The organism is Sphingomonas sp. PvP055 (assembly GCF_040546365.1).
GTDB lineage: Bacteria > Pseudomonadota > Alphaproteobacteria > Sphingomonadales > Sphingomonadaceae > Sphingomonas > Sphingomonas echinoides_A.
On the sequence record NZ_JBEPNS010000001.1, the window covers coordinates 1,692,463 to 1,715,126 of the forward strand.

Genomic DNA, 22,664 nt, shown 5'->3' on the forward strand with positions numbered 1-22,664 from the left:
ATTCAGGCTGCACGGAGGAGATACCCCATGAAATTCATCGCTTTGCTGTCGGCTGGCCTCATCGCCGCAAGCGCGCTCGCGCCGACCGCCGCGGGTGCCCAGATGCGTCAGGACCGGCACGATCGGCATGACCGCGTCGTGACCCGGACCGTCCATACCGAGCGCCATCGTCCGGCCTATCGCACGCGCCGGGTGTGCCGCATGGAGTATCGCAACCATCGCGGTGTTCGCATTTGCCGGACGGTTCGCCGCTAAGCACTCTTGATCCCGCCGCCCGACCCCGCCATATGCACCGCGGGAGTCGGGCGGACGTGGTCGTCGCCAACTTGGTCAGGGCCGGAAGGCAGCAGCCACAACGATTTCGCCGCGGGTCGTTCCGGCTCCCACCGCGCCAGCGCGATCGCAGCGCGCCAAGTCTTCAGACCATCCGCTGCCGCCGCCCCCAAAGCTGGCTCTTACATCACGCGCGATGCCGCTCTAGATAGACGGCAATGTCCGACTCCATCGATCCTCCCGGCTTCGACCTGGGCGCGCCGCCCCAAGCAACGTCCAAGGACGCGTATCGGGTCCTGGCCCGCAAATACCGTCCGCAGACCTTCGGCGAACTGATCGGCCAGGACGCGATGGTGACGACGCTTGGCAATGCGATTCGCCGACAACGCCTCGCGCATGCGTTTCTCCTCACCGGGGTCCGCGGCGTCGGCAAGACGTCGACCGCACGCTTGCTGGCGAAGGCGCTCAACTGCATCGGGCCGGACGGGAAGGGTGGCCCGACGATCGACCCGTGCGGGGTCTGCGAACCGTGCGTCGGGATTGCCGAGGGGCGTCACATTGACGTGATCGAGATGGACGCGGCGAGCCATACCGGCGTGGACGACATGCGCGCGGTGATCGACGCGTCGCGGATGACCGCGTTCGTCGCGCGCTACAAGATCTACATCATCGACGAAGTCCACATGCTCTCGAAGAACGCGTTCAACGCGTTGCTCAAGACGCTGGAGGAGCCCGCCGAGGGCGTGAAGTTCGTGCTCGCGACCACCGAGGTCAACAAGGTCCCGGTCACGGTGCTGTCGCGCTGCCAACGGTTTGACCTGCGCCGGATCCCCGCCGAAAAGCTTGCCGACCATTTTGCGCGCGTCGTCGAGGCGGAGGGCGTTTCGGCGGAACCCGAGGCGCTCGGGCTGATCGCGCGGGCTGCCGAAGGGTCGGCGCGCGACGGACTGTCGATCCTAGACCAGGCGATCGCCCACGCCGACATGGAGGGGGGGCAGGTCAACGCCGCGGCGGTGCGCGACATGCTCGGCCTGTCCGACCGCGGCGCGATCCGCGACATGATGGCGTTGCTGCTCGCGGGCGATGCGCTTGGCGCGCTGGCGGCGCTGCGGCGGCAATATGACCTCGGCGTCGATCCGCTCGGCGTGCTGCGCGGATTGCTCGAGACCGTCCATGCGACGACGCTGGTGAAGCTGGGCGCCGCCGTGGAACCGGGGCAGGCGACGGAAGAACGCGGGGCGTTAGAGACATGGGCCGCAAGCCTGTCATTCGCCGCTCTGCATCGCTTGTGGCAGTTGCTGCTCAAGGGGCATGAGGAAGTCGGTCGCGCTGCGCTGCCGATCGAGGCATGCGAGATGGCGCTGTTGCGGCTCGTCCATGCCTCGACGCTGCCCGACCCCGGCGAGCTTGCGCGGATGATCCAGAACGGCGCGCCGCCGGTCGCCGTGGCGCCTGTGGCACCTCCGCCCGCGGCGAGCGAACCTGTGGCGGCGGCGATCCCGCAGTCGATCGCCGCGATCGTCACCGTGCTGGAAAATGCCGGCGAGCTCGCGTTGGCGTCGCGCGTCGTGCATCACGTCAGCCTGATCAGCATCGTCGACGTCGAAATGGTAGTGAGTTCCTCGCGGCCGTTGCCAAGCGACCTGCTAGCCGAGCTCGGGGCCACGCTCAAGCAGATCACCGGGCGCATGTGGCGGATCTCGTCAGCACCGACCGTAGGTGCGCCGACGCTGCGTGAAGCCGAAGCCGCACGCCGCGAGGCGTTCAAGGCCGAAATTCTGGCGACCCCGGTGATCGTTGCGGCGCTTGAAGCGTTCCCCGACGCAAGCCTTCCCGAAAGCGAAATCGACCGCCTGCTGGCGGCCCAACGGAGCAAGAGTGCATGAACAGTATCGAAGACATCATGGCGATGGCGCAGAACGTCCAGAACGAACTGGCGAAGGCGCAGGACGGGCTCGACAAGATCGAGGTCGAGGGCGCTGCCGGCGGCGGTCTGGTCAAGGTTCAGGCATCGGCCAAGGGCCGGATCATCGGGATCACGATCGACGAGTCGCTGTTGCAGCCGAGCGAGAAGCAGATGCTCGAGGATCTGGTAGTTGCCGCGTTCAACGACGCCAAGGCGAAGGCCGACGCCGCATCGGGTGCCGAAATGGCGAAGATGACCAGCGGCATCCCGCTTCCCCCGGGCTTCAAGCTGCCGTTCTAAGCAGATCCGGGCGGGTTGATCCCGCCCGGTACACGCCGAGCTACCGCAGGCAGGAATCCAGTCCGTCGTTGCGGACCACGCCCACCCGGCGCGTGATCGCGTTGCCGTGGCGCCGGGTGAAACCACTCGGCGCAATCGCCGCGCGTTTCTTGGGCTGCGGGAACACCGCCGCCATCCGACCGGCCTCGCCGGGCGTCAAATGCGATGCGTCATGCCCGAAATAGCGTTGCGCGCCAGCGTTGACGCCGTAAGTGCCGATCCCCGTCTCCGCGACGTTGAGATAGACTTCCATGATCCGGCGCTTGCCCCAGATCGTCTCGATCAGCAGCGTGAAATATGCTTCGAGCGCCTTGCGCGCATAGCCACCGCCCTGGATCAGGAACACGTTCTTCGCGGTCTGCTGGCTGATCGTCGACCCGCCGCGGATCCGCCCGCCCCGCGCATTGCGGGCGTAGGCTGTTTCGATCGCGCGCATGTCGAAGCCATTGTGCGAACAAAAGCGCGAATCTTCACCGGCAATTGCGGCGCGCGCCATGTTGGGGTCGATCCGCGACAGCGGCATCCAGGATTTGTCGATCCCATGCCCGGCCAGCGCATCACCGACCATTGTCAGCGTGATCGGCGGAGGGACGAACCGGTACAGGCCAACCACGACGAGCGAAAGCACGACGAACGCGAGGACGCCCTTGATCACCCAGCCGAAAATGCGGCGGATCGCGCCACCGCCGGAGCCGTCCGAGCGCCGTGCGGGCGCGCGACGGCTGCCGCCGCGTGTGTTGGAAGAAGTCGTCGTCTTTCGGCGGGCCATACCACCGCTCTAGGAGGATCGGATCGGCGCTGTCCAGCGCGCCGATCCGATCAAGCGATTACGCCGCGACGAGCATCCGCTTGTCGCCCGCAATCCGCATCATTGCCTTTTGCAGCTTTTCGAACGCGCGAACCTCAATCTGGCGGACGCGTTCGCGCGACACGCCATAAACCTGGCTGAGTTCTTCGAGCGTCTTGGGCTCGTCGGTCAGGCGGCGTTCGGTCAGGATGAACTTCTCGCGCTCGTTCAAATCGTCCATCGCGGCGGTCAGCATGTCGTGACGGACGTCGGCTTCCTGTGCCTCTGCCACGACCGTGTCCTGCAAGGGGGAATCGTCCTGCAGCCAGTCCTGCCACTGGCCTTCGCCGTCTTCGCGCATCGGCACGTTGAGCGACGTGTCGCCGCCCATCGCCATGCGACGGTTCATGCTGGTGACTTCGGCCTCGGTGACGCCCAAGTCCTTGGCGATCTTGGCGAGATGCTCCGGCGAAAGATCGCCATCCTCGAACGCATCGAGCTTGGACTTCATCCGCCGCAGGTTGAAGAACAGCTTCTTCTGCGCCGCGGTGGTGCCCATCTTGACGAGGCTCCACGAGCGCAAGATGAATTCCTGGATCGATGCGCGGATCCACCACATCGCATAGGTCGCAAGACGGAAGCCGCGGTCGGCCTCGAACTTCTTCACGCCCTGCATCAGGCCGATATTGCCCTCCGAGATCAACTCGCTGACCGGTAGGCCATAACCGCGATAGCCCATCGCGATCTTCGCCACGAGGCGGAGATGCGAGGTCACCAGCTGCGCGGCGGCATCGGTATCGCCGTGTTCCTCGAACCGTTTGGCGAGCATATATTCCTGCTCGGGCGCGAGGATCGGGAATTTCTTGATCTCGGACAGGTAGCGGTTCAGGCTCGCCTCTCCGCCAAGGGCGGGGATCGTCGCGGGGACGTTGCTGCGGGCTGCCATGGTCGTATCTCCCTTGTCACAGGCCGGTTGCGCGCACGGCGCGGCGGCCTACACCTATACTAGCAATGTATCGAACAGTTCCTGCATGTCGGCAGGCATTTCGCTATCAAACGCCAAAGCGATACATTTGATCGGATGAATGAACCCCAAACGGGCGGCGTGCAACGCCTGTCGGCGGAAACCCAAGGTTTCCAGATCCCGCTTGTGAGCTTGCTTTGTTCTACCGTAAACCGGGTCGCCTAGCAAGGGATGCCCCAGCGACGCCATATGAACGCGCACCTGGTGCGTTCGGCCTGTCTCCAGCCGGCACTCGACCAGCGCCGCTTCGCGCAAGCGTTCGAGCGTGCTGTAATGCGTCACGGCGCGCTTGCCGCCTTGGACGATCGCAATCTTCTTGCGGTTCTGCGGCGACCGCGCGAGCGGCGCATCGACCGATCCGGCGGGCGGGGCGGGGCGCCCCGAGACGATCGCCTTGTAGCGACGATCGATCGAATGCGCCGCAAACTGCTTGGCGAGGCCGACGTGCGCGCGATCCGTCTTCGCCGCGACCATCAGCCCGGAGGTGTCCTTGTCGATCCTGTGCACGATCCCCGGCCGCGCGACCCCGCCGATCCCGGAAAGGCTCCCACCGCAATGATGAAGCAACGCGTTGACCAGCGTCCCGTCAAGATTGCCCGCAGCGGGATGCACGACCAGTCCGGCTTGCTTGTCGATGACGATCAGATGTTCGTCCTCATACACTACCGTCAGCGCGATATCCTGCGCTTCGTTGTTGCGCGGGGGTGGGGTCGGGAACGAGGATCCGGTACAGTCCGCCCGGCATCGCCTTGCTGGCGGGGTCGCGGCGCAGCGTGCCGGCTTCGTCGGTTACCTGACCAGTGGAGATCAACGCCTTGAGCCGTTCGCGCGAGATCGTCGGCAGCGCGTCCGCAAGCGCACGGTCGAGCCGAAGGCCAGCTTCGTCCGCGATCCGCGCTTCAATGGTGGAAACCCCCCGGTCCATGTCGTAGAATCTGGGAATGACGGTGAAAATTTCAAGCGCACTGCGGGACAGATTGTGCGTCGCGGCAAAAGCGACCCCCGATATCGAGGTGTGCGGGCTGGTTTTCGGGACGTCGGAGCGGGTCGAGGACATAGCGTTCTGCGCGAACGTCGCTCCCGAGCCGCGGCGGACGTTCGAAATCGATCCCGTGGCGCTGTTCGCGGCATTGCGCGCGGAGCGCAACGGTGGACCCGCGGTGATCGGCTATTGGCATTCGCATCCGAGCGGAGACGTCAGACCGTCGGCAACCGACGCAGCGCGTGCGGCGGCCGACGGGAAGATCTGGCTGATCGTCGCTGGCGATACCCTTGGCGGCTGGCGCGCGCTGCCAGGGAAGGGCGGCGCTACGGCGTTCGACGCGGTGACGCTGAACGTCGTCTGACCCGCCCAAACCCGACGGAGGATGACGATCGACCGCGGTGGCACCTCATGACGCATTGATCGAGACAGCATCGGATGGGGGCGACATTCGTGCGCAATCTGGTTAAGGCGCCGCCGATGTGCTGCTTGCAGCCGCGCGCGTGCTGCGCCAAACACTGCGTAAAGTTGGAGCCCAAGCGTTGACCATTAGCCCGACCGATTTCGCCAGCCTGCTCTGTTCGCGGCTGTGCCACGATCTGCTCAGCCCCGTGGGCGCGCTCAACAACGGGCTGGAGCTGCTCGCCGACGAACATGACCCGGAAATGCGCGCACGCTGCCTGGAGTTGCTGGCGGACAGCGCGAAGGCATCCGCGAACAAGCTGAAGTTCTTCCGGCTCGCGTTCGGCGCGGCGGGCGGCTTCGGCGAATCGGTCGATTCGCGCGAAGCCCGCGCGGCGATCGAGGGGCTGTTCGGCGAAGGGCATAAGGTTAAGCTCGGCTGGCTGGTCGAGGACGCGACCCTCCCCAAGCCCGCGATCAAGGTGCTGCTTAACCTCGCGCTGATCGCCGGCGATGCGCTGGTGCGCGGCGGGCAGCTCGACGTCGGGGCGGAAAGCACCGACGGTCAGGTCGAGATCGTCGTGCGCGCGGCGGGCCAGCGGATCGTGCTGGATGCCGAAATGCGCGCTGCGTTGACGGGGACGAGCGGCGACGCGACGCTTACCCCGCGCGCTGCCGCAGCGCATCTCGTTCATGCGCTCGTCGCCGAGGGCGGGGGCATCGTGCAGATCTCGCCGCCGGACGACGCCATCCTCGTCTTCGGCGTCGCTTTCAAGGCTGCTTAAACCGTGCCTTAACCAATGGGACGCCATGCAGGCCCGTGCCGTAACGGTGGGGACCCATGGACGATCTGTTACAGGAATTCATTGCCGAGACCCGCGAGACGCTCGAAGCGCTGTCGGGGGAGATCGTGGCGTGGGAATCCGCCCCTGCCGACCGTGAGCGGCTCGATGCGATCTTCCGCTTCGTCCATACGGTAAAGGGGAGCTGCGGCTTCCTCGACCTGCCGCGTCTTGCCCGGTTGAGTCATGCTGCAGAAGACGTGCTGGCGGCGGTCCGGTCGGGCGAACGCACGCCGGACACGCGGCTGGTCAACGCCGTCCTTGCGATCGTCGACCGCGTCGGCGAGATCGTCGAGGCGATCGATGCAGGCCACGCGCTCGACGACACGGGCGAGGACCTGTTGATCTCGGCGCTCGACGCCGGTTCGGAAGCGATCGTCACCAGCGTCGCCCCCGTCATGCGCGCGCCGACGCGCAGCGTCCGGCTGAACGTCGACCTGCTCGATCGGATGATGAGCGGCATGTCGGACATGGTGCTCGCGCGCAACGAACTGGCGCGACGGTTGCGCGATGAAGGTGTCGACCCGACGATCGAGGCTGCGCTGGAGCGACTGTCGCTGACCGTCGCCGAAATGCGCGACACCGTCACGCGGACGCGCATGCAGAAGATCGAGGCGCTCTTCTCCGCACTGCCGCGGATGGTGCGCGATACGGCGGCGGAGCTGGGCAAGTCGGTGACGCTGCACATCGAGGGCAGCGACGTCGAGCTCGATCGCGAGATGATCGAGATGATGCGCGATCCCTTGGTGCACCTCATCCGCAATTCGATCGATCACGGTCTCGAAGGCCCCGCCGGGCGGCGCAGTGCGGGCAAGCGCGATTCCGGTTGGCTGAGCGTCTCGGCGCGCCAGTCCGGGAACCAGATCGTGATCGAGATCGCCGATGACGGGCGCGGGATCGATACCGGTCGCCTGCGCGAAAAGGTCCTTGCCGTGGGCTTGCGCAGCGAAAGCGCTTTGCGCGCGATGAGCGAGCAAGCGCTGCTCAACATGGTGTTCGAGCCCGGACTGTCGACCAAGGAAGTCGTCACCGGAATTTCCGGGCGCGGCGTCGGCATGGACGTCGTGCGGGCCAACGTCGAACAGATCGGCGGCCGGATCGAACTGGCCAACACCCCCGGCAAGGGGCTGCGCATTTCAATCCACGTGCCGCTCACGTTGTCGATCATGGCGACGATCGGCGTCGGAGTGCGCGATCAGCGCTTCGCGATTTCCCGGCAGACGATCGAGGAAATCGTCCGGGTCGGCGCAGGCTCGATCCGGATCGACCAGCTTGGCGATACGCTGATGGCGACCGTGCGGGATCGCCGGATGCCGCTGGTGGATCTCGGGGATCTGCTCGGCTTCGGGCGGCGCGAACCGGCGATGCTGGTGATCGTCGGCGCATCGGGCGGATCGTATGCGCTCGCGGTCGATACCGTGCTGGATCACGAGGAACTGGTCATCAAGCCAGCGGCCCCATTGGTGATGGCGACCAACATCTATGCCGGCCAGACGCTGCCCGACAGCGGCCTGCCGATGCTGATGCTCGATTGCGCGGGGATCGCCCAGCTTGCCGGGCTGGTGTTTACGCGCGAAATCGTCCCGGAGGACGACGCCGAGCCATCCGCGCCCGGCGTGCAGGCGTTGCTGTTCGACGATCTGGACGGCGTGCGCAGGATCGTCCCGCTGTCGGTGATCGACCGGGTCGAACCCGTGCCCGTCGGCGCGATCCGGCATGCCGCGGGACGATTGCGCCTTTCGGTCGATGGCGCGATCATTCCGCTGGTGGCCCTCGGCATGTGGGAGGGCAAAGCGAGCGTGTCGGTGCTGCGGCTCCGCGACGGTTCGGTCGAGTTGGGATATGCGATCGGCGAGGCCCTCGACATCGTGGAGTTGCCCGACACGCTGGTCCCCGCGCACGACAGCGGCCCGATCGCAGGCGTCGTGTCGATCGATGGCGAGCAGATCGAGGTCATCGACCTGCACTGGCTGTTCTCCACCCATGCCGATCCCAACGCGGCAGCGGATGCCCCGCTGTGCCTGCTCGAGGGCGCGGATACCGCGTGGCTGACGACGTTCCTCCGCCCCGTGCTGGAAGCCGCCGGCTACCGCGTGACGACGGCGCTTCGACCCGGCGAAGTGGCGGGCGTGATCGTCACGATGGATGGCGACGCCGCGTCGCCCTCGCACGCCGCCCCGGTGGTTCGCCTGCGCCGCGATGCGGAAGGCAGTGCCGTCGACGGCAGTATTTTCCGGTACGATCGCCCTGGCTTGCTGGCCGCGCTCGCCAAATCGGCAGGAGGGCGCTGATGCCTTTGTTCCTCATCGCGCAGATCGCCGGCCGGACGGTCGCGATCGAATCCTCGCACGTCGAGTCGGTCGTCGACATCGGGGCAATCGTTCCGGTCCCGCGCAGCGAACGCCACGTTCGTGGCCTGGCCGCGTTGCGCAGCCGGGTCGTCACCGTGATCGAAACCAAGACCGCACTGGGATTGCCCGAGGGCGACGGTACCGCGATGCGCGCGGTGATCACCATCGTCGACGGGCATCATTACGCCATGCTGGTCGACGCGCTCGAGGATGTCGCCGCGTTCGACCTGTCCCCGCTGTCCGCCGGGATCATGCTCGACAACGGATGGCATCGCGTCGGGCGCGGGATCATCGAGCGGGACGGTGAACCGATCCTCGTCATCGAACTTGGCGCGCTGATTCCCGCGGTCGCCGCTGCCGCGTAAGATCGCTTTCGAAAGCCAGTATTAACGAGACGCTTACGCATATCGGGCAAGATCCGATCAAGCATTCCAATGGGAAGACTTCATGAAGACCTGCCTCGTCGTTGATGATTCGAAAGTGATCCGGAAGGTCGCACGCCATATCTTGGAGACCCTGAACTTTCAGGTGAGCGAGGCGGGGGACGGACGTGAAGCGCTGACGGCGTGTCTTGCCTCCGCCCCGGACGTGATCCTGCTCGACTGGAACATGCCGGTGATGAGCGGGATGGATTTCCTGCGGGCACTGCGCGACAGCAGCATTCCGTCGCGCCCCAAGGTCGTGTTCTGCACGACCGAGAATGGGATGGCGCATATCCGCGCCGCGATCGAGGCTGGTGCCGACGAATATGTCATGAAGCCGTTCGATCGCGAAACGCTGGAAAGCAAATTGCAGATCGTCGGCATGGCGTGATCCCCACCGATGCAGCGAGTCCCGCCTAGCGTATTCCGGGCAGGCCCGATGCATCTCCCGCCAGCAGACGTCCGCCCAACTGGCGGCGCCTCGTTTCCTTGCGCCCTTGCGAGTTTCAGCATGTCCGAAGGCGACCCTTCCGCGACCGTCCTGATCGTCGATGACTCGGTCGTCGCACGCGCCATGATCTCGCGTGCGATCGAGGCGAGCGGGCGGTTTGCGGTCGCGGGTGCCGTGCCGAATGCGCCGGCGGCGCTGCGTTTCCTGCGGGAGTCGCAAGTCGACGTCATCGTCCTCGACATCGAGATGCCCGGCGTCACCGGTCTGGTCGCGCTTCCCGATCTGATCGTCGCTGGGCGGGGGGCGAAAGTGCTGATCGTCTCGTCGGTCGCAAGCGATGGCGCGGCCGCGACGATCGAGGCGCTCGCGCAAGGGGCTGCGGACACGCTGGTCAAACCCGACATCGGGGACTTCGCCGGAAAATTCTCGGTCGCACTGGTCGACAAGCTCGATCGCCTGATCGCGCGCGACGAGCAGGTCGTGGAGGAGGTGCGCGTTCCCGTCCCGCCGCCGGAACCGCCCGTGGCGGCCGCTAGAGACGTCGGCAAAGGGTTCGAAATCGTCGCAATCGGCGCGTCGACCGGTGGCATTCATGCGCTCAATCAGGTGCTGACCGGTTTGCCGTCGAGCTTTTCGTTGCCGATTCTGGTGACGCAGCATCTCCCCGCATCGTTCATGCCCTATTTCGCCGCGCAACTCGCGACGATGGCGGGGCGTCCGTGCGACGTTGCGACCGGCCACATGCGGATCCGGCCGGGGCGGATCATCGTCGCGCCGGGCGATGCGCATATGCGGGTGGTGCGGACCTCCGACGGTGCCGCGATCCGGTTGAATGGCGATCCCGTACGGAGCGGCTGCATGCCCTCGGTCGACCCGATGTTCGCCAGCATCGCCGAGGTGTTTGGTGCCCGCGCGCTGGGCATCGTGCTCAGCGGCATGGGGCGCGACGGATCCGACGGCGCCCGCACGATCGTCGCGCGCGGCGGCAGCATCGTCGTGCAGGATCGGGAGAGCTCAGTCGTCTGGGGGATGCCCGGGTCGATCGCCAAGTCGGGCGATGCCAGCGCGGTCATGACGCCCGCCGAAATCGGCCAGTTGATCGCCAATCGTCGTCATATCGCGTGATGTTTGCGTGTGCCAGAAAGTACCCAGACCCGAATGCCTTTCGTGCAATCCCATAGTATCGGCGTGATGGCAGCGCTCAACACGCTGCTCGAACTGCGTACTGGTCAGCAGTTGGCCGCCTCGCGCGAATGGCGGATCGAGACCGCGCTGACGCCGCTGCTGCGCGACTTGAAGCTGGCGACACTCGATGACCTGGTCAATGCGGTCCAGCGATCGCCCGAGATCGCCGATCAGGCCGTCGATGCGCTGCTCAATCAGGAAAGTTCGTTCTTCCGCGATGCGGCCGTGATCGAACTGGTCGCCGAGGCGGTGGGCGTGCTTCGGGCCGAAGAGGGCCAGCGGCGCGTCCGGATCTGGTCGGCGGGCTGTTCCGTCGGGCAGGAGCCGCTGTCGCTCGCAATGCTGTTCGCGGAGCAGGAAGTGCCGGGCGAGACGGTGCCCCCCGACATCCTCGCCACCGATGTGTCCGAAGCCGCGCTGAACCGCGCGCGCGCGGGGCGCTACTCGCATTTCGAGATCCAGCGCGGCTTGCCGATCCGGCGGATGATGCGCTGGTTCGATCAGCAAGGCGAAGACTGGGTCGCCAAGCCCGAGCTGGTGCGACGGATCGCGTTCCGGCGAATCAACTTAGTCGGCGATCCGTTGCCCGCGGGTAAGTTCGACGTGATCCTGTGCCGCAACGTGTTGCTGTACCTTTCCCCGGAACGCCGCCGCTATGTGCTGGACCAATTCGCGACGGTGGTCCGGCCCGGCGGGCTGCTGGTGTTGGGCGCAGGCGAAACGGTGATCGGCCAAACCGAGGCGTTTCGCCCAAGTCCCCGGTATCGTGGGCTGTATGAAGCGGTCCGTCCCGGCACCTGACGGGGTTTCGCCGCGCCGCTTCCCGTGCTTAAGCTGAAATTGGGCTCGGAGGGGACAGGCGCCATGAACATCATCGAGACACCATCGCCGAACTTCGACACGCGCTCGTTGCCCGTGTCGTTGATCGTGCTCCATTACACCGGGATGCAGACCGCGCAGGAAGCGATCGACCGGCTGCGCGATCCCGAAGCCAAGGTGTCGGCACACTACCTCGTCGCCGAGGATGGCCAGGTCCTGCGGATGGTCGCCGAGGACATGCGCGCATGGCACGCCGGCAAGTCGCGCTGGCGCGGGATCGAGGACGTCAATAGCGCCAGCATCGGGATCGAGATCGTCAATCCGGGGCATTCCTTCGGCTATCGCCCCTTCATGGAGGAGCAGATCGACGCGGTGGTCGAGTTGGTCGGCGACATCACCGCGCGGCACGGCATTACCCGGGGTAACGTCGTCGGCCATTCGGACATCGCACCAGCGCGCAAGCAGGATCCGGGCGAGCTGTTCCCGTGGAACCGGCTGGCGAAGCTCCGGCTCGCGCTGCCGCGCCCGACCAAGGGGTTGATGGACCCGATGTGGACCGACGCGGGGTTCCTCGTCGCGCTCGAACGCTTTGGCTACGATGTCAGTGACAAGCTTGCCGCTGTCGTCGCCTTCCAGCGCCGGTTCCGTCCGGAACTGATCGATGGCGAGATCGATGGTGAATGTCGCAGCATCCTGCTCGCGCTGCTGTTGCCAAAACCCACCGGGGATGCCTAAGACGCGCGGGCCAGAGGGTCGGGCGGCCGCGGGTACTTTCGAGTACGCGAGGAAAGTCCGGGCTCCGCGAAACGACGGTGCCGGGTAACGCCCGGCGGGGGTGACCCTAGGGAAAGTGCCACAGAGAGCAGACCGCCGATGTCCCCCCCGATGCAAATCGGACGGGGAACAGGCAAGGGTGAAAGGGTGCGGCAAGAGCGCACCGCGCGCCTGGTAACAGGGGCGGCATGGCAAACCCCACCGGGAGCAAGATCGAATAGGGGCGGCACATGGGCTTCGTTTCAGCTCGTCGCCCGGGTTGATTGCTTGAGGCGGCGCGCAAGCGTCGTCCTAGAGGAATGGTCGCCTAACCTTGCCATATGCGGCGGGGAGGACAGAACCCGGCTTATAGACCCTCTGGCGCATTTCCTGCACTGATCGCTTTAATTGACGATGCTTTTCACAAAAGCGTCATGGCGTTGCGGTCCATTGATGCCTAAATGGCGGGCTATGGCGCGTACCTCCTCCCGATCAGCCGACTGGGGCTTCCCCCGCTGGCGCGCTTATGGCGAAGCCAGCACCGAAGCCGCGACGATCCGCTTGTGCGACCGCCACGGTTGCACGCAAAAAGGCGATTGCCCCGCACCCAAATCGCCCAACAGCCCGGAACGCTGGTATTTTTGCCAGGAGCATGCCGGCGAATACAATCGTGGCTGGAATTATTTCGAAGGCCTGAGCGCCGAGGAAGCCGCCGAACGCGAGCGCGCCGAAACGCAGACCGCCGAAGGCTACACCGAATCGCGCCACCACCAATGGGCAGGGCCAGGCGACGGCAGCCGATCGCGCGACGAGATTCGCGCGCTCGAAGTCCTCGACCTCGAGATCGACGCTGATTTCGAGACGGTCCGCGTCGCCTGGCGGCGGATGGCCAAGGCGAACCACCCGGACGTTCGTCCGGGGGACAAGGAGGCCGCCGCGCGCTTCATGGCGATTCAGGCCGCTTATGACGTGCTCAAGGCCGCCGAAGACCAACGGACATGGAAGCCGGGCGCTTGAAGACGGTCCACGCGGCGTGGACCGACACCGTGCTGGTCTGCAAGAAATGCTCGAAGAAGCTCGACGGTGGCTTTGGTCCCAAGGGAAAGACCCCTTTGGCGAAGGCGTTGCGACAGGAACTGGCGGTTCGGAAGGGCCGCAAGGGTGAGCTTGGCATCATCGAAGTGAAGTGCCTCGGGATCTGTCCGCGCAACGCCGTGACGGTGGTGACCGGCAAGGCACCGGGCGACTGGGCACTGGTAACGAATGGTGCGCCGATCGCCGACGTGGTCCGTGACCTTGGTTTAAGGCGAACGACCCCATCGGCAGGGTCGGAGGGCCGGGCATAGGTCAGGCGGATCGCCTTCCATGCCGCCCCCCGCCGGATCAGCTCGTCGCGAAGAACTTGGTCCCCACGACGCCGACGATGATCAGCGCGATGAACCCCATCTGGATCCCGTTGAGCTTCTCGCCGAACAGGATCACGCCGAAAATCGTCACGCCAACCGCACCGAGCCCGGTCCAGACGGCATAGGCCGTTCCTGCCGGAAGCCCGCGCATAGCGAGCGCGAGCAGCCCCATGTTGACGAAACTGAGCGTGATCGGAACGCTCGACGCCAGCCAGCTGCCCTGCGTCGCCGCCCATTTCAGGCTAAGCGCCCAGATGATTTCAGTTACCACGGCAACGCCGAGGATGAGCCACGCCATGGTGGATCTCCTTTTACTACGGGCTCGTCAACAAAAGCGGCTGCCGGAAACCCGAAAGAGGCACGCGCGAAGCGGGGTCCGATACGAGGTCTGGGTCCTATTGTCTACCGCACCTGCGAAAGGATACTTGTCCGCGGCGTCGGGCGCCAACGGCCGGGTTGGCGAATATCCCGCAAGGGTGTAGCGGGCATAGCGCAACCGTCACGGAGCGGATGCGTGTTTCCGCAAGTCGCAGGGGCCCATGACGATACCGAAAGATTGGCAGTGCCTCGACGGTGGTCTGCGCGTAATGCTGCGCGGCAAGCTGCCGATCACGCAAATCCAGATTTTCGGGCAGCGCTGCAGCGGGACCAACGTGGTCGCGCAGACGATTGCGACCAATTGCCCCGCCGCGCCCGTGACCGACGCGCTTGGACACAAGCACTGGTTCGTGCCCCACCAGACCGTGTTTCCCGAGGAGAGCCTGACGATCGTCGTCGCGCGGGACGCATTCGACTGGGCGCGCAGCCTGCACCGCCAGCCATGGCACGCGCATCCCGAGCTGAAGGCGCAACCGTTCCCGACGTTCCTGCGCAGCGAATGGTATAGTTGCTGGGACGAGCACGTGCACCATATCGAGCCCGGGCACCCGTTGCTCGGCACCGAAATGCTGCACGAACGCGATCCGGAGACGGGCGAACGGTTCCGCAACTGCATCGCCAAGCGGACCGCCAAACTGCGGCACTGGGCGGCGCTCCCGGCACGCGCGCATAACGTCGCGCTGGTCGCCTACGATTCTTTCGTCCGCTCGCCCCAGCGGTTCATCGACTCGCTGTCCTCCGCGACCGGGCTCGAACGCGCGCCGATCTTCGAATCCGTCTCGAGCTACAAGGGGCAGGGCCATGCGCCCTATACGCCACAGCGCTACGAGGCGCTGTCCGACGCGGATGTGGACTTTATCGAATCCTGGCTCGACCCGGTGGTCGAAGACCAGTTCGGTCTCTCGGCGCGTCATGTCCGTCCGACGATCGCGGAGCGTGTCGCGGCCTGATCCGATCGACGCTCCCTCTAGCGCGCGATCGCAAACTGCGCATAGACCCGTCCCGTCGTCTCGATCGCCCGTGGCGAGACGGCGATCTCGACCGAAACGCGCGGCGCTGCCGGCATCATGCCGTAATCGGCACGTTGCGAAGCGCCCGTCACCATCATGTCGTTCGCCGCGTTCTGGTCGTTCAGCGACAGCAGCGCTCCCAATCGGACCCCCGCTCCGCTGGCCAGGCTCTCCGCCTTGACGCGCGCGTTGGCGATTGCGGCCGCCGTGGCGCGCCGTTGCGCATCGGCGGGATCGGCAAGCCCGAACGACTGCACCCGCGAATCGCGTGCACCGAGCCGTGCCGCCAGTCCCGCCGCGGTCCCCGCCTTGCCGACCGCCGACGTCAGGGCCTCGCCGCGCAGGCTGGCGATATAGCCGGTGACCGCGCACGCCCCGTCGCTCAGGCGCGGGCGGTTGTTGTAATTGCCGGGTCCGTCGCACTCGGGCGTGCGGGTTTCGATCACGCTGATCTCACCGGAGGACAATTGGGTTTCCCGTCCGAGCAATCCCGTCAGCCCGGCCACGATCGCCTTCTGCTTGGTCGCAAGCTCGGTGCTCGCCGCGTCGGGCGTCTTGCCCTCGCCGGTGATCCAATAGACCAGGGTCGCGATGTCCGGCTTGGTCGATACGGTCGCCGTTCCCACGACCTGGATCGACGGTTCCCGATCCTTGACCTGTTGGGCGACCGCCGGAGCGCCGACCATTGCAAGCAGCAAGACGATCATCGGGCGCATCCTATGTCTCCAAGTCGAGGCGAGTAGAGCGAAAGCCTATTCCGCTTCCCGAGCATTGTCTTGCGGTATCGAGTCCTTGCGCTGTCCTGTCAGCTCGCGACGTAGCGCGCGGCGGTTTCGCGGATCAGCGCGATCATGTTGGGAATGCCCTGCGTGCGGTTGGAACTGAGCTGCTTGCTCAGGTCGAACGGCGCAAGTTCCTTTGGCACGTCGGTGGCGAGGATCGTCGCGGGTTGCTGGTCCTGCACCGCGAGCAGCACCAAAGCAATGATCCCCTTGGTGATTGCGGCATTGCTGTCGGCGAGGAAGTGCAGCGTGCCGTCGTCGCGCACCATCGGATAGACCCACACCGATGCCGAGCACCCGCGCACGAGCGTCGCGTCGGTCTTGAGCGGATCGGGCATCGGTTCGAGGTCGCGACCGAGGTCGATCAGAAGGCGGTACCGGTCGTCCGCCTCGAGGAAGCTGTATTCGGATTCGATGTCGGCGAGCGTCTGCATGGGGGCGCTATAGGCGGGGCGGGCGGGGTTCGTCACGCACGAGTTGACGTGCTGTGGTCAGCCTCGCGCCCCGCCCCCCCGGCGCGCTCTCAGGCCGTTTCCAGCGACTCACTCACCTCGAACCAGACCGCTTCCGCCGCGCCGAGCTTCTTGCTGATCTGCGCGTGCTGCTTTTGCAGTTCCGCCGCGTTCATCCGCGACAACCACGCTTCCGCCGCCGAAGGGTCGGCGATCGCACGGTCGACCGCGTTGAGCTGCTTGGTCAGCTTGGCGACCAGCGCCTCCGCTTCGTGCGCCTTCTTCTGAAGCGCGACCGCTGCGGCCGAGACCTGCGGCTTGTCGTCCTTCTTGACCGCCTTGGACTTGGCGCCTTCACCGCCACCGTCGCCCGCGAGCACGAAGGCGATATAATCCTCCATGCTCCCCGCATATTCCTTGGCGGTGCCACCATCGACCAGCACCAGCCGGTCGGCGGTGAGCTCAACCATGTGGCGATCGTGGCTGACGAGGATGACCGCGCCGTCATAGGCGTTGAGCGCCTGCACGAGCGCCTCGCGCGCATCGACGTCGAGATGGTTCGTCGGCTCGTCGAGGATCAGCATGTGCGGCGCGTCGCGCGTGATCAGCGCCAGCGCCAGACGCGCGCGCTCGCCGCCGGAGAGCTTGCCGACCTTCTGCGTCGCCTTGACCCCCGAGAAACCGAACCGCCCGAGCTGCGCGCGGACCGCGCCGGGCGTCTTGCCCGACATCATCCGCGTCATATGTTCGAGCGGGGTGTCGTCGCCGTCGAGTTCCTCGACCTGATACTGGGTGAAATAGCCGACGCGCATCTTGCCGCTGGCGTTCATTTCGCCGTCCATCGTCGGCAATTGCGCGGCGAGCAGGCGGGCGAGGGTGGTCTTGCCGTTGCCGTTGCGGCCGAGCAGCGCGACGCGGTCATCCGGGTCAAGCCGCAGGTTGAGCCGCTGAAGGATCGGCTTCTCCGCGTAACCAACCGCCGCCATGTCGAGCGTGATCAGCGGCGGGCGCAATTCCTCGGGGCTCGGGAATTCGAACGACAGCGTCGGATCCTCCGCCATCGACGCGATCGGCTGCATCTTGGCGAGCATCTTCTGGCGGCTCTGCGCCTGTTTCGCGGTCGAGGCGCGCGCGCTGTTCTTGGCGATATATTCGCTGAGCTTCGCCCGCTGCGTATCCTGCGCGGCCTTGGCGGCGGCGAGCTGGGCGACGCGTTCGGCACGCTGACGCTCGAAGCTATCGTAGCCGCCGGTGTAGAGGTGGACCTTGCCGCCCTCGAGATGGAGGATCGTGTCGACCACGTTGTTGAGCAGATCGCGCTCGTGGCTGATGACGACCATCATCGCGGGATAGCTCTTGAGGAAATTCTCGAGCCACAGTGTCGCTTCGAGATCGAGATGGTTCGAAGGCTCGTCGAGCAGCAGCAGATCGGGTTCGGAGAAGAGCAGCGAAGCCAGCGCGACGCGCATCTTCCAGCCGCCCGAATAGCTGTCGAGCGGACGGCCCTGCATTTCCTCGTCGAAGCCGAGGCCGACGAGAATCCGCGCGGCGCGAGCCGGGGCGGTATAGGCGTCGATCGCGATCAGGCGTTCGTGGATTTCGCCGACGCGGTTGGGGTCCTGGCTCGTCTCGGCCTCGACCAGCAGCTCGGCGCGTTCGGTATCGGCGGCGAGCACCTGCTCGATCGGCGTGGTGGTGCCCGAGGGGGCTTCCTGCGCGATATAGCCGATGCGGGTGCCGCGCGGCATCTCGATCTCGCCGAGGTCGGGTTCGAGCTGGCCGATCATGACCTTCATCAGCGTGGACTTGCCCGCGCCGTTGCGTCCGATCAGCCCGACGCGACTCTTCGGCGGCAAGGCCGCGCTCGCGCCGTCGAGAATGGCGCGCCCGCCGAGGCGCACCGTGATACCGTTGATGTTCAGCATGCGCGATCGCGTAGCAGAATGTTGCGTCGCACCCAAGGGGCTGATCTTGCCGTCGGTGCGTTGCTGGACATTCCCGGTCGTTGGCCGGATGATACAGCCATGAGGACGACCCGATGAGCGTAGCGTTTCGCCGTGAAAGCGACGAGGAACATCTCGAACCCAAGTTCGAACGACCGATCGCGCCAGGGCCGAATCTCGTCACGGCGCGCGGACTGGCGCTGATCGACGCGGAGGTCGCGCGTCTGGAAGCGGCGCTGGAGCAAGCCTCCGACGAGGACCGTCCCGCCTTGCTGCGCGAGCAACGCTATTGGCATACGCGGCAGACCACCGCCGAAGTGGTCGTGGCCCCCGCGGCGGGGGAGATCGGGATCGGCAGCCGCGTGACCTTCACGATGGGCGGCGAGCAACGCGTGGTAGAGATCGTCGGCGGGGACGAGGCGGACCCGACGGAAGGGCGGATCGGCTATCAGGCGCCACTCGCCCGCGCACTGATGGACGCCGAAGTCGGCGAGACGGTCGCCTTCGCCGGACGCCCCGACGCAATCGAAGTCCTGAGCGTCGCTGATATCGGTTGAGCGCCGGGTCGGGCGACCCGGACGCGCTCATTGCGCGCCCAGGACCCCCCACATCAGGTCGTAACCAATGTAGCCGGAAGCCGGGGCGTTGGGACCGATCGTTGTGTTGACGCGTCCGGGTTTGCCACTGGCGTTGAACGATGCGCCCGCGTGGCACGATATGCATGACGATTTCGTCAGGGCGACGTTGGCGTTGAGCGTCTCGATCACCGGGCTGCCGAGGAGAGTCGGAAGGCTGTTTGCAGTGAACGCGGTTTGCGATCCGGTCATGCAATAATTGGCGAACACAGGCGCCACGCTCGCATTGGTCATCATCGCCGAAACGGCTGCGGTCTTCGGGCATGCGCCGTACTGACCCCAGGCGGTCGGGTTCGGCGGCACATACGTTTTCGTTGCGCCGTAGCTGTCGGTGCAACCGGTCACGTCGCACCGCCCCGGCACGAACGCGTTCTCGAAGTTGGCCCACACCCAGTTCGGGAAACCGGGCGACTTCACCATCAAATGCATGCTCGTCATGGCGAAAGGCTTGGTTTCACCGGTTTCGAGCTTTACCGAGGATGTGTAGAAATTGGTCGTGACGAAAGACTCGGACTGGCCCAGCCATGTTGCAAGCGTTTTGACCGGGATCCAGTCCGCCTTCACTTCCAGCGTGTTCCATGGAAGGGATACCGGCTGATTGGTCGCATAATATTGCACCAGGCCGGCCGTCGACCATAAGCCATTGGTGACGAGATAGTCGAAGCTTGGACGATCGCGCCGAACTTCCTCACCGATGCAGCCGTCCTTGGGGAACTTCGAGCCCTTGGCGGCCTGGTCGATCCCGGAGGGCTTTCCACAGCCTTGCTTCGGGCCGATCACTTCGATCTTGAACCTGCTCGGTTCTCCCGTCGCGGGATGGGCGTTGGTCCGTCCAAGCAAGCTTCGCTGCAGCGTCTTGGTCGCGTTCGTAGCGCTGGGCCAGGTCGGCGAATTGCACACCGAGGCCGATGAGGGCTTCGGGCTCGGGCAGGGGTTGGACACATAGATGTCCTGGTCCGAAGCGAAGGTTTCGTAGGTGACCTTGCCGACGGTCCCCGAGGGCGAAACCGCCAGGACGAATTGCTGCCAAGACGCCACGTCCGGCACGACGGGCGGGACGAGCTGCGCCTTGGCGCCCGTGTCAGTCCCGCTGAGTGAAAGCCCGACAATCGTCGTCGCGAAGATCGCCGCCGTCGCGGTGAAACGGTACCGCTTGGCCGAGAATGCAGACATGCCCGATGCTCCTGAAAGGGTGCTACTGGGTACGCGTCACACGACAGCAATGTCCGGATGGCAGGAGGATGCGCCGCGCTCTTGCCAGGGGCAAGTCGCCGACTTCATTATGGGGCGGATTCTGTTTGAGGTACGCTTTCGGGACAAGTGCCGATATTGATTTCAGATCGAAATCATCTTCCGCAAATCACCCCCGATGCGGATCTTGTTCCTGGTGTCGATCGCTCGGACCGAAGCTCGTATCTATGCCGCCGTATTTCATTTCCAGATACCGGCCCTGCACCGCGACCGCATCGAGCGCACCGTGCGTGAGGTGGTCGGTCATCCGGGTGATTTCGGCATCGATGAGCCGCAAGCCATCGGTCAACTGCGCGTTCGGCGTCCGTCCGTCCGACTGTGCAATCGTCCGGCGCGACAGCGGGACGGCGCGCCAGTGATCGATCAGATCCGGCAGCTCGGTCGCGATCAGTTTGCGAACCGAATCGGCGGCCGGGCTCCGCGGGTCGAGCCGCACGGTCTGCGGCGCGAGGTCGGCAAGCCGCTGCGCCAGCGTATCGGTCAGCGTCGCGGCAGGGGGAGGCAAGCCGCGCCGTTGCGCCGCGAGCCATATCGTCATCTCGGTGGTGAGGTCGGGCAGGGCGGCGGCGGTCAGCGCCTGGCGTCCCTGCGGGCCGGGCTTGGTACGCTTGGCGATCATCAGGACGAGCACGATCATCACCGCAAGTGCGATGACGTTCGCCGCCATCGCGGGGAGGAACGCGCCCAAGCCCACCCACACCAGCAGACACGCCGAGACCGCAAGTCCGAGCAGCATGAGGACGCGCTGTTCGCGGCGTCGACGCGCTTGCTTCTCCCGCCGGGCCTGGGCGCGGCCTTCGGGCGATAGCCGCCGCAACAATTCCTCGGCCTGAGTCAGACCGACATCGGCAAACCCGGCGGCGACGGTGCGCGCACGACGGGCGATCTCCTTGCCCTCTCCTGGCGTTTCGTCGGGCATGTCCTATTCCTCAGCGCGGGGCCGCACGCTCTTTACCGCGGCAACGTGATCCGCGCCACCAGTCCACCGCCCGCACGGTTCTCGAGCGAGATATCGCCGCCCGCGTCGCGCACGATCGAGCGCGCCAGCGCGAGCCCCAGCCCGATCCCGCCGGTTCCGCGATTGCGCGATGTTTCCAGCCGGGTGAACGCGTCGAACACGTCTTCGAACCGCTCGGCGGGAATGCCCGGGCCACGGTCGCACACCACGATTTCGACGGCGCGGGGCGACGCCTTCACCATCACCTCGGCGGACCCCGCGTATTTGAGCGCATTCTCGATCAGGTTGCGCACCGCGCGGCGCATCAATCCGGGACGAAGCCGCATCCGTAGCCGTTCGGCTTCCTCGAACACCACGTCGCTGCCGAGATCGCGGAAATCCTCGACCACCGCATCGACCAGCGCGGCAAGATCGACTTCGGTCGGTGGTTCGCTCGGGCGACCGAGCCGCGCGAGCGACAGGATATCGTCGAGCGTGCTGTTCATCTCGGCGATCGTCTCGGCCATCTTTTCGCGGTCGGTGTCATCTTCGACCGACTCGATCCGCACCCGCAACGCCGCCAACGGCGTACGCAGGTCGTGCCCGATCGCGCCGAGCATCCGGTCCTTTTCGTCGAGCATCGCGGTGACGCGCAACCGCAGCGCGTTGAACGCGATGATCGTGTCGCGCACGTCCTGCGGTCCACCTTCCGCCACCGGAATGTCGACCTCGCCCGGCACGAAGCTGCGCGCGGCGTGGGCCAGGCTTTGCAGCGGGCGCGAAATGCGGCGCCCGGCCCACAACAACGGGATCAGGACGACCGCGTAGAGGACCAGCGTTTGCGCGACGAGCCGCCACAGCAACCAGCTGTCGTTCCGCGACCATGGCAGGTTGAGCGCGAGCCAGCGATGATCCGGACGCTCGACCGCGATGACCAATTCTCCCCCGTCGCGCAGCATCCGTTCGGCACGCTCCGGCCGGATGAAGCGCAAGCGGGGATTGTCGCGCGTGAGCGGAATGACCTGCGTCTCGATCCGACCCGCCTTCATCCCGACATCGTGGAGCGCGCCGCGCAGCGCCTGTTCGATTTCCGGCCGTCGCGTGTCGTCGATCCGGATCGGGGACGTCGCCACCAGCCGCAACCGGCGGTTCTGCGTGCCGAGCCGTCGGCCTGCCGTCAGCCGCTCTTCCGCATCGACGATCCGCGCGACCGCGGGGCCGGTCGCCTGCTCGATCCGCGCCTGGCGACGGTCGTGCAGGAACAGCGTGAAATTGATCGCCTGGGCGAAGAACAAAGCGACCGCGATCAGCAGCGCCATCTGGCTGCCGAGGCT

The 22,664-nt window shown here is 65.8% G+C and carries 24 protein-coding genes, 2 other RNA genes and 1 pseudogene; 17 read left to right on the forward strand and 10 right to left on the reverse strand.

Going from position 1 to position 22,664, the window contains the following annotated elements; all coding sequences use genetic code 11:
* Positions 1 to 27 precede the first annotated feature (27 nt).
* From ABIC16_RS08185 to ABIC16_RS08200, 4 genes are all read left to right on the forward strand, one after another.
* Positions 28 to 255 carry a hypothetical protein gene (locus tag ABIC16_RS08185; protein ID WP_354290709.1) on the forward strand — a complete coding sequence of 76 codons (228 nt, stop codon included), beginning with the start codon at positions 28 to 30 and terminating at the stop codon, positions 253 to 255.
* A 38-nt stretch (positions 256 to 293) separates the two neighbouring features.
* Positions 294 to 391: signal recognition particle sRNA small type (ffs, locus tag ABIC16_RS08190), an RNA gene on the forward strand.
* A 100-nt stretch (positions 392 to 491) separates the two neighbouring features.
* Entirely contained in the window at positions 492 to 2,159 is a 1,668-nt protein-coding gene (locus ABIC16_RS08195; protein ID WP_354290710.1) for a DNA polymerase III subunit gamma/tau, read from the forward strand.
* Positions 2,156 to 2,479: a YbaB/EbfC family nucleoid-associated protein gene (locus ABIC16_RS08200; protein ID WP_131529179.1), complete on the forward strand. Its 324-nt coding sequence runs from the start codon at positions 2,156 to 2,158 to the stop codon at positions 2,477 to 2,479. The genes ABIC16_RS08195 and ABIC16_RS08200 overlap by 4 nt, the downstream gene beginning before the upstream one ends.
* A gap of 40 nt (positions 2,480 to 2,519) precedes the next feature.
* Here the strand turns inward: ABIC16_RS08200 and mtgA are convergent, their stop codons facing one another.
* The 3 genes and pseudogenes from mtgA to ABIC16_RS08215 form a co-directional block, all read right to left on the reverse strand.
* Positions 2,520 to 3,194, reverse strand: a complete 675-nt coding sequence (mtgA, locus tag ABIC16_RS08205) for a monofunctional biosynthetic peptidoglycan transglycosylase (protein ID WP_277970390.1) — start codon at positions 3,192 to 3,194, stop codon at positions 2,520 to 2,522.
* 151 nt (positions 3,195 to 3,345) lie between these two features.
* Positions 3,346 to 4,251 (reverse strand): RNA polymerase sigma factor RpoH, encoded by a 906-nt coding sequence (gene rpoH / locus ABIC16_RS08210; protein ID WP_131529175.1) that lies wholly within the window; start codon positions 4,249 to 4,251, stop codon positions 3,346 to 3,348.
* 54 nt (positions 4,252 to 4,305) lie between these two features.
* A pseudogene (locus ABIC16_RS08215) lies at positions 4,306 to 5,254 on the reverse strand (RluA family pseudouridine synthase).
* A gap of 16 nt (positions 5,255 to 5,270) precedes the next feature.
* Here ABIC16_RS08215 and ABIC16_RS08220 point away from each other — a divergent pair.
* From ABIC16_RS08220 to ABIC16_RS08270, 11 genes are all read left to right on the forward strand, one after another.
* Entirely contained in the window at positions 5,271 to 5,675 is a 405-nt protein-coding gene (locus ABIC16_RS08220; RefSeq protein WP_354290711.1) for a M67 family metallopeptidase, read from the forward strand.
* Between the two features lie 178 nt (positions 5,676 to 5,853).
* Positions 5,854 to 6,498 carry a histidine phosphotransferase family protein gene (locus ABIC16_RS08225; protein WP_277970355.1) on the forward strand — a complete coding sequence of 215 codons (645 nt, stop codon included), beginning with the start codon at positions 5,854 to 5,856 and terminating at the stop codon, positions 6,496 to 6,498.
* Positions 6,499 to 6,554: 56 nt separating this feature from the next.
* Complete coding sequence (locus tag ABIC16_RS08230) at positions 6,555 to 8,846, forward strand: chemotaxis protein CheA (RefSeq protein ID WP_354290712.1); 2,292 nt, start codon at positions 6,555 to 6,557, stop codon at positions 8,844 to 8,846.
* On the forward strand, positions 8,846 to 9,271 hold the full coding sequence (locus ABIC16_RS08235; protein WP_277970353.1) for a chemotaxis protein CheW: 426 nt from the start codon (positions 8,846 to 8,848) through the stop codon (positions 9,269 to 9,271). Before ABIC16_RS08230 ends, ABIC16_RS08235 begins: the two co-directional genes overlap by 1 nt.
* A gap of 82 nt (positions 9,272 to 9,353) precedes the next feature.
* Entirely contained in the window at positions 9,354 to 9,719 is a 366-nt protein-coding gene (locus ABIC16_RS08240; protein WP_277970352.1) for a response regulator, read from the forward strand.
* A gap of 120 nt (positions 9,720 to 9,839) precedes the next feature.
* Positions 9,840 to 10,904, forward strand: a complete 1,065-nt coding sequence (cheB, locus tag ABIC16_RS08245; protein WP_354290713.1) for a chemotaxis-specific protein-glutamate methyltransferase CheB — start codon at positions 9,840 to 9,842, stop codon at positions 10,902 to 10,904.
* A gap of 66 nt (positions 10,905 to 10,970) precedes the next feature.
* The gene (locus ABIC16_RS08250) at positions 10,971 to 11,765 is read left to right on the forward strand and encodes a CheR family methyltransferase (RefSeq protein ID WP_277970389.1); all 795 of its coding nucleotides are present in this window, start codon (positions 10,971 to 10,973) and stop codon (positions 11,763 to 11,765) included.
* Between the two features lie 63 nt (positions 11,766 to 11,828).
* The gene (locus ABIC16_RS08255) at positions 11,829 to 12,518 is read left to right on the forward strand and encodes an N-acetylmuramoyl-L-alanine amidase (RefSeq protein ID WP_354290714.1); all 690 of its coding nucleotides are present in this window, start codon (positions 11,829 to 11,831) and stop codon (positions 12,516 to 12,518) included.
* A gap of 10 nt (positions 12,519 to 12,528) precedes the next feature.
* Positions 12,529 to 12,922: RNase P RNA component class A (gene rnpB / locus ABIC16_RS08260), an RNA gene on the forward strand.
* Positions 12,923 to 13,007: 85 nt separating this feature from the next.
* The gene (locus tag ABIC16_RS08265) at positions 13,008 to 13,553 is read left to right on the forward strand and encodes a J domain-containing protein (protein ID WP_277970349.1); all 546 of its coding nucleotides are present in this window, start codon (positions 13,008 to 13,010) and stop codon (positions 13,551 to 13,553) included.
* Positions 13,550 to 13,882, forward strand: coding sequence for a thioredoxin domain-containing protein (locus ABIC16_RS08270; RefSeq protein WP_354290715.1), 333 nt, complete (start codon positions 13,550 to 13,552; stop codon positions 13,880 to 13,882). The genes ABIC16_RS08265 and ABIC16_RS08270 overlap by 4 nt, the downstream gene beginning before the upstream one ends.
* Positions 13,883 to 13,919: 37 nt before the next feature.
* On the opposite strand, the gene ABIC16_RS08275 is transcribed toward ABIC16_RS08270, so the two are convergent.
* Entirely contained in the window at positions 13,920 to 14,240 is a 321-nt protein-coding gene (locus tag ABIC16_RS08275; RefSeq protein WP_277970347.1) for a DMT family transporter, read from the reverse strand.
* A 241-nt stretch (positions 14,241 to 14,481) separates the two neighbouring features.
* On the opposite strand from ABIC16_RS08275, the gene ABIC16_RS08280 reads away from it, so the two are divergent.
* Positions 14,482 to 15,270: a hypothetical protein gene (locus ABIC16_RS08280; protein WP_354290716.1), complete on the forward strand. Its 789-nt coding sequence runs from the start codon at positions 14,482 to 14,484 to the stop codon at positions 15,268 to 15,270.
* 17 nt (positions 15,271 to 15,287) lie between these two features.
* Here ABIC16_RS08280 and ABIC16_RS08285 read toward each other — a convergent pair whose 3' ends face one another.
* The 3 genes from ABIC16_RS08285 to ABIC16_RS08295 all read right to left on the reverse strand — a co-directional run bounded on the left by ABIC16_RS08285 (position 15,288) and on the right by ABIC16_RS08295 (position 18,489).
* On the reverse strand, positions 15,288 to 16,037 hold the full coding sequence (locus tag ABIC16_RS08285; RefSeq protein ID WP_354290717.1) for an SIMPL domain-containing protein: 750 nt from the start codon (positions 16,035 to 16,037) through the stop codon (positions 15,288 to 15,290).
* Between the two features lie 98 nt (positions 16,038 to 16,135).
* Positions 16,136 to 16,546, reverse strand: coding sequence for a SufE family protein (locus ABIC16_RS08290; RefSeq protein ID WP_354290718.1), 411 nt, complete (start codon positions 16,544 to 16,546; stop codon positions 16,136 to 16,138).
* An 89-nt stretch (positions 16,547 to 16,635) separates the two neighbouring features.
* The gene (locus ABIC16_RS08295) at positions 16,636 to 18,489 is read right to left on the reverse strand and encodes an ABC-F family ATP-binding cassette domain-containing protein (RefSeq protein WP_277970342.1); all 1,854 of its coding nucleotides are present in this window, start codon (positions 18,487 to 18,489) and stop codon (positions 16,636 to 16,638) included.
* Between the two features lie 113 nt (positions 18,490 to 18,602).
* Here ABIC16_RS08295 and ABIC16_RS08300 point away from each other — a divergent pair, with 113 nt between their 5' ends.
* Positions 18,603 to 19,064: a GreA/GreB family elongation factor gene (locus ABIC16_RS08300; RefSeq protein ID WP_354290719.1), complete on the forward strand. Its 462-nt coding sequence runs from the start codon at positions 18,603 to 18,605 to the stop codon at positions 19,062 to 19,064.
* 27 nt (positions 19,065 to 19,091) lie between these two features.
* On the opposite strand, the gene ABIC16_RS08305 is transcribed toward ABIC16_RS08300, so the two are convergent.
* The 3 genes from ABIC16_RS08305 to ABIC16_RS08315 all read right to left on the reverse strand — a co-directional run bounded on the left by ABIC16_RS08305 (position 19,092) and on the right by ABIC16_RS08315 (position 22,649).
* Positions 19,092 to 20,315 carry a hypothetical protein gene (locus ABIC16_RS08305; RefSeq protein WP_354290720.1) on the reverse strand — a complete coding sequence of 408 codons (1,224 nt, stop codon included), beginning with the start codon at positions 20,313 to 20,315 and terminating at the stop codon, positions 19,092 to 19,094.
* A 187-nt stretch (positions 20,316 to 20,502) separates the two neighbouring features.
* Complete coding sequence (locus ABIC16_RS08310; protein ID WP_354290721.1) at positions 20,503 to 21,312, reverse strand: hypothetical protein; 810 nt, start codon at positions 21,310 to 21,312, stop codon at positions 20,503 to 20,505.
* 32 nt (positions 21,313 to 21,344) lie between these two features.
* Positions 21,345 to 22,649, reverse strand: coding sequence for a sensor histidine kinase (locus tag ABIC16_RS08315; RefSeq protein ID WP_354292279.1), 1,305 nt, complete (start codon positions 22,647 to 22,649; stop codon positions 21,345 to 21,347).
* Between the last annotated feature and the right edge of the window lie 15 nt (positions 22,650 to 22,664).

Excerpts from the sequence above, each read along its gene's own strand:
- ABIC16_RS08185 (WP_354290709.1), top strand. The coding sequence starts at position 28 with ATGAAATTCATCGCTTTGCTGTCGGCTGGCCTCATCGCCGCAAGCGCG.
- ABIC16_RS08195 (WP_354290710.1), top strand. The coding sequence starts at position 492 with ATGTCCGACTCCATCGATCCTCCCGGCTTCGACCTGGGCGCGCCGCCC.
- ABIC16_RS08200 (WP_131529179.1), top strand. The coding sequence starts at position 2,156 with ATGAACAGTATCGAAGACATCATGGCGATGGCGCAGAACGTCCAGAAC.
- rpoH (WP_131529175.1), bottom strand. The coding sequence starts at position 4,251 with ATGGCAGCCCGCAGCAACGTCCCCGCGACGATCCCCGCCCTTGGCGGA.
- ABIC16_RS08220 (WP_354290711.1), top strand. The coding sequence starts at position 5,271 with ATGACGGTGAAAATTTCAAGCGCACTGCGGGACAGATTGTGCGTCGCG.
- ABIC16_RS08230 (WP_354290712.1), top strand. The coding sequence starts at position 6,555 with ATGGACGATCTGTTACAGGAATTCATTGCCGAGACCCGCGAGACGCTC.
- ABIC16_RS08235 (WP_277970353.1), top strand. The coding sequence starts at position 8,846 with ATGCCTTTGTTCCTCATCGCGCAGATCGCCGGCCGGACGGTCGCGATC.
- ABIC16_RS08240 (WP_277970352.1), top strand. The coding sequence starts at position 9,354 with ATGAAGACCTGCCTCGTCGTTGATGATTCGAAAGTGATCCGGAAGGTC.
- cheB (WP_354290713.1), top strand. The coding sequence starts at position 9,840 with ATGTCCGAAGGCGACCCTTCCGCGACCGTCCTGATCGTCGATGACTCG.
- ABIC16_RS08250 (WP_277970389.1), top strand. The coding sequence starts at position 10,971 with ATGGCAGCGCTCAACACGCTGCTCGAACTGCGTACTGGTCAGCAGTTG.
- ABIC16_RS08255 (WP_354290714.1), top strand. The coding sequence starts at position 11,829 with ATGAACATCATCGAGACACCATCGCCGAACTTCGACACGCGCTCGTTG.
- ABIC16_RS08265 (WP_277970349.1), top strand. The coding sequence starts at position 13,008 with ATGGCGCGTACCTCCTCCCGATCAGCCGACTGGGGCTTCCCCCGCTGG.
- ABIC16_RS08275 (WP_277970347.1), bottom strand. The coding sequence starts at position 14,240 with ATGGCGTGGCTCATCCTCGGCGTTGCCGTGGTAACTGAAATCATCTGG.
- ABIC16_RS08280 (WP_354290716.1), top strand. The coding sequence starts at position 14,482 with ATGACGATACCGAAAGATTGGCAGTGCCTCGACGGTGGTCTGCGCGTA.
- ABIC16_RS08285 (WP_354290717.1), bottom strand. The coding sequence starts at position 16,037 with ATGATCGTCTTGCTGCTTGCAATGGTCGGCGCTCCGGCGGTCGCCCAA.
- ABIC16_RS08290 (WP_354290718.1), bottom strand. The coding sequence starts at position 16,546 with ATGCAGACGCTCGCCGACATCGAATCCGAATACAGCTTCCTCGAGGCG.
- ABIC16_RS08295 (WP_277970342.1), bottom strand. The coding sequence starts at position 18,489 with ATGCTGAACATCAACGGTATCACGGTGCGCCTCGGCGGGCGCGCCATT.
- ABIC16_RS08300 (WP_354290719.1), top strand. The coding sequence starts at position 18,603 with ATGAGCGTAGCGTTTCGCCGTGAAAGCGACGAGGAACATCTCGAACCC.
- ABIC16_RS08305 (WP_354290720.1), bottom strand. The coding sequence starts at position 20,315 with ATGTCTGCATTCTCGGCCAAGCGGTACCGTTTCACCGCGACGGCGGCG.
- ABIC16_RS08310 (WP_354290721.1), bottom strand. The coding sequence starts at position 21,312 with ATGCCCGACGAAACGCCAGGAGAGGGCAAGGAGATCGCCCGTCGTGCG.
- ABIC16_RS08315 (WP_354292279.1), bottom strand. The coding sequence starts at position 22,649 with ATGGCGCTGCTGATCGCGGTCGCTTTGTTCTTCGCCCAGGCGATCAAT.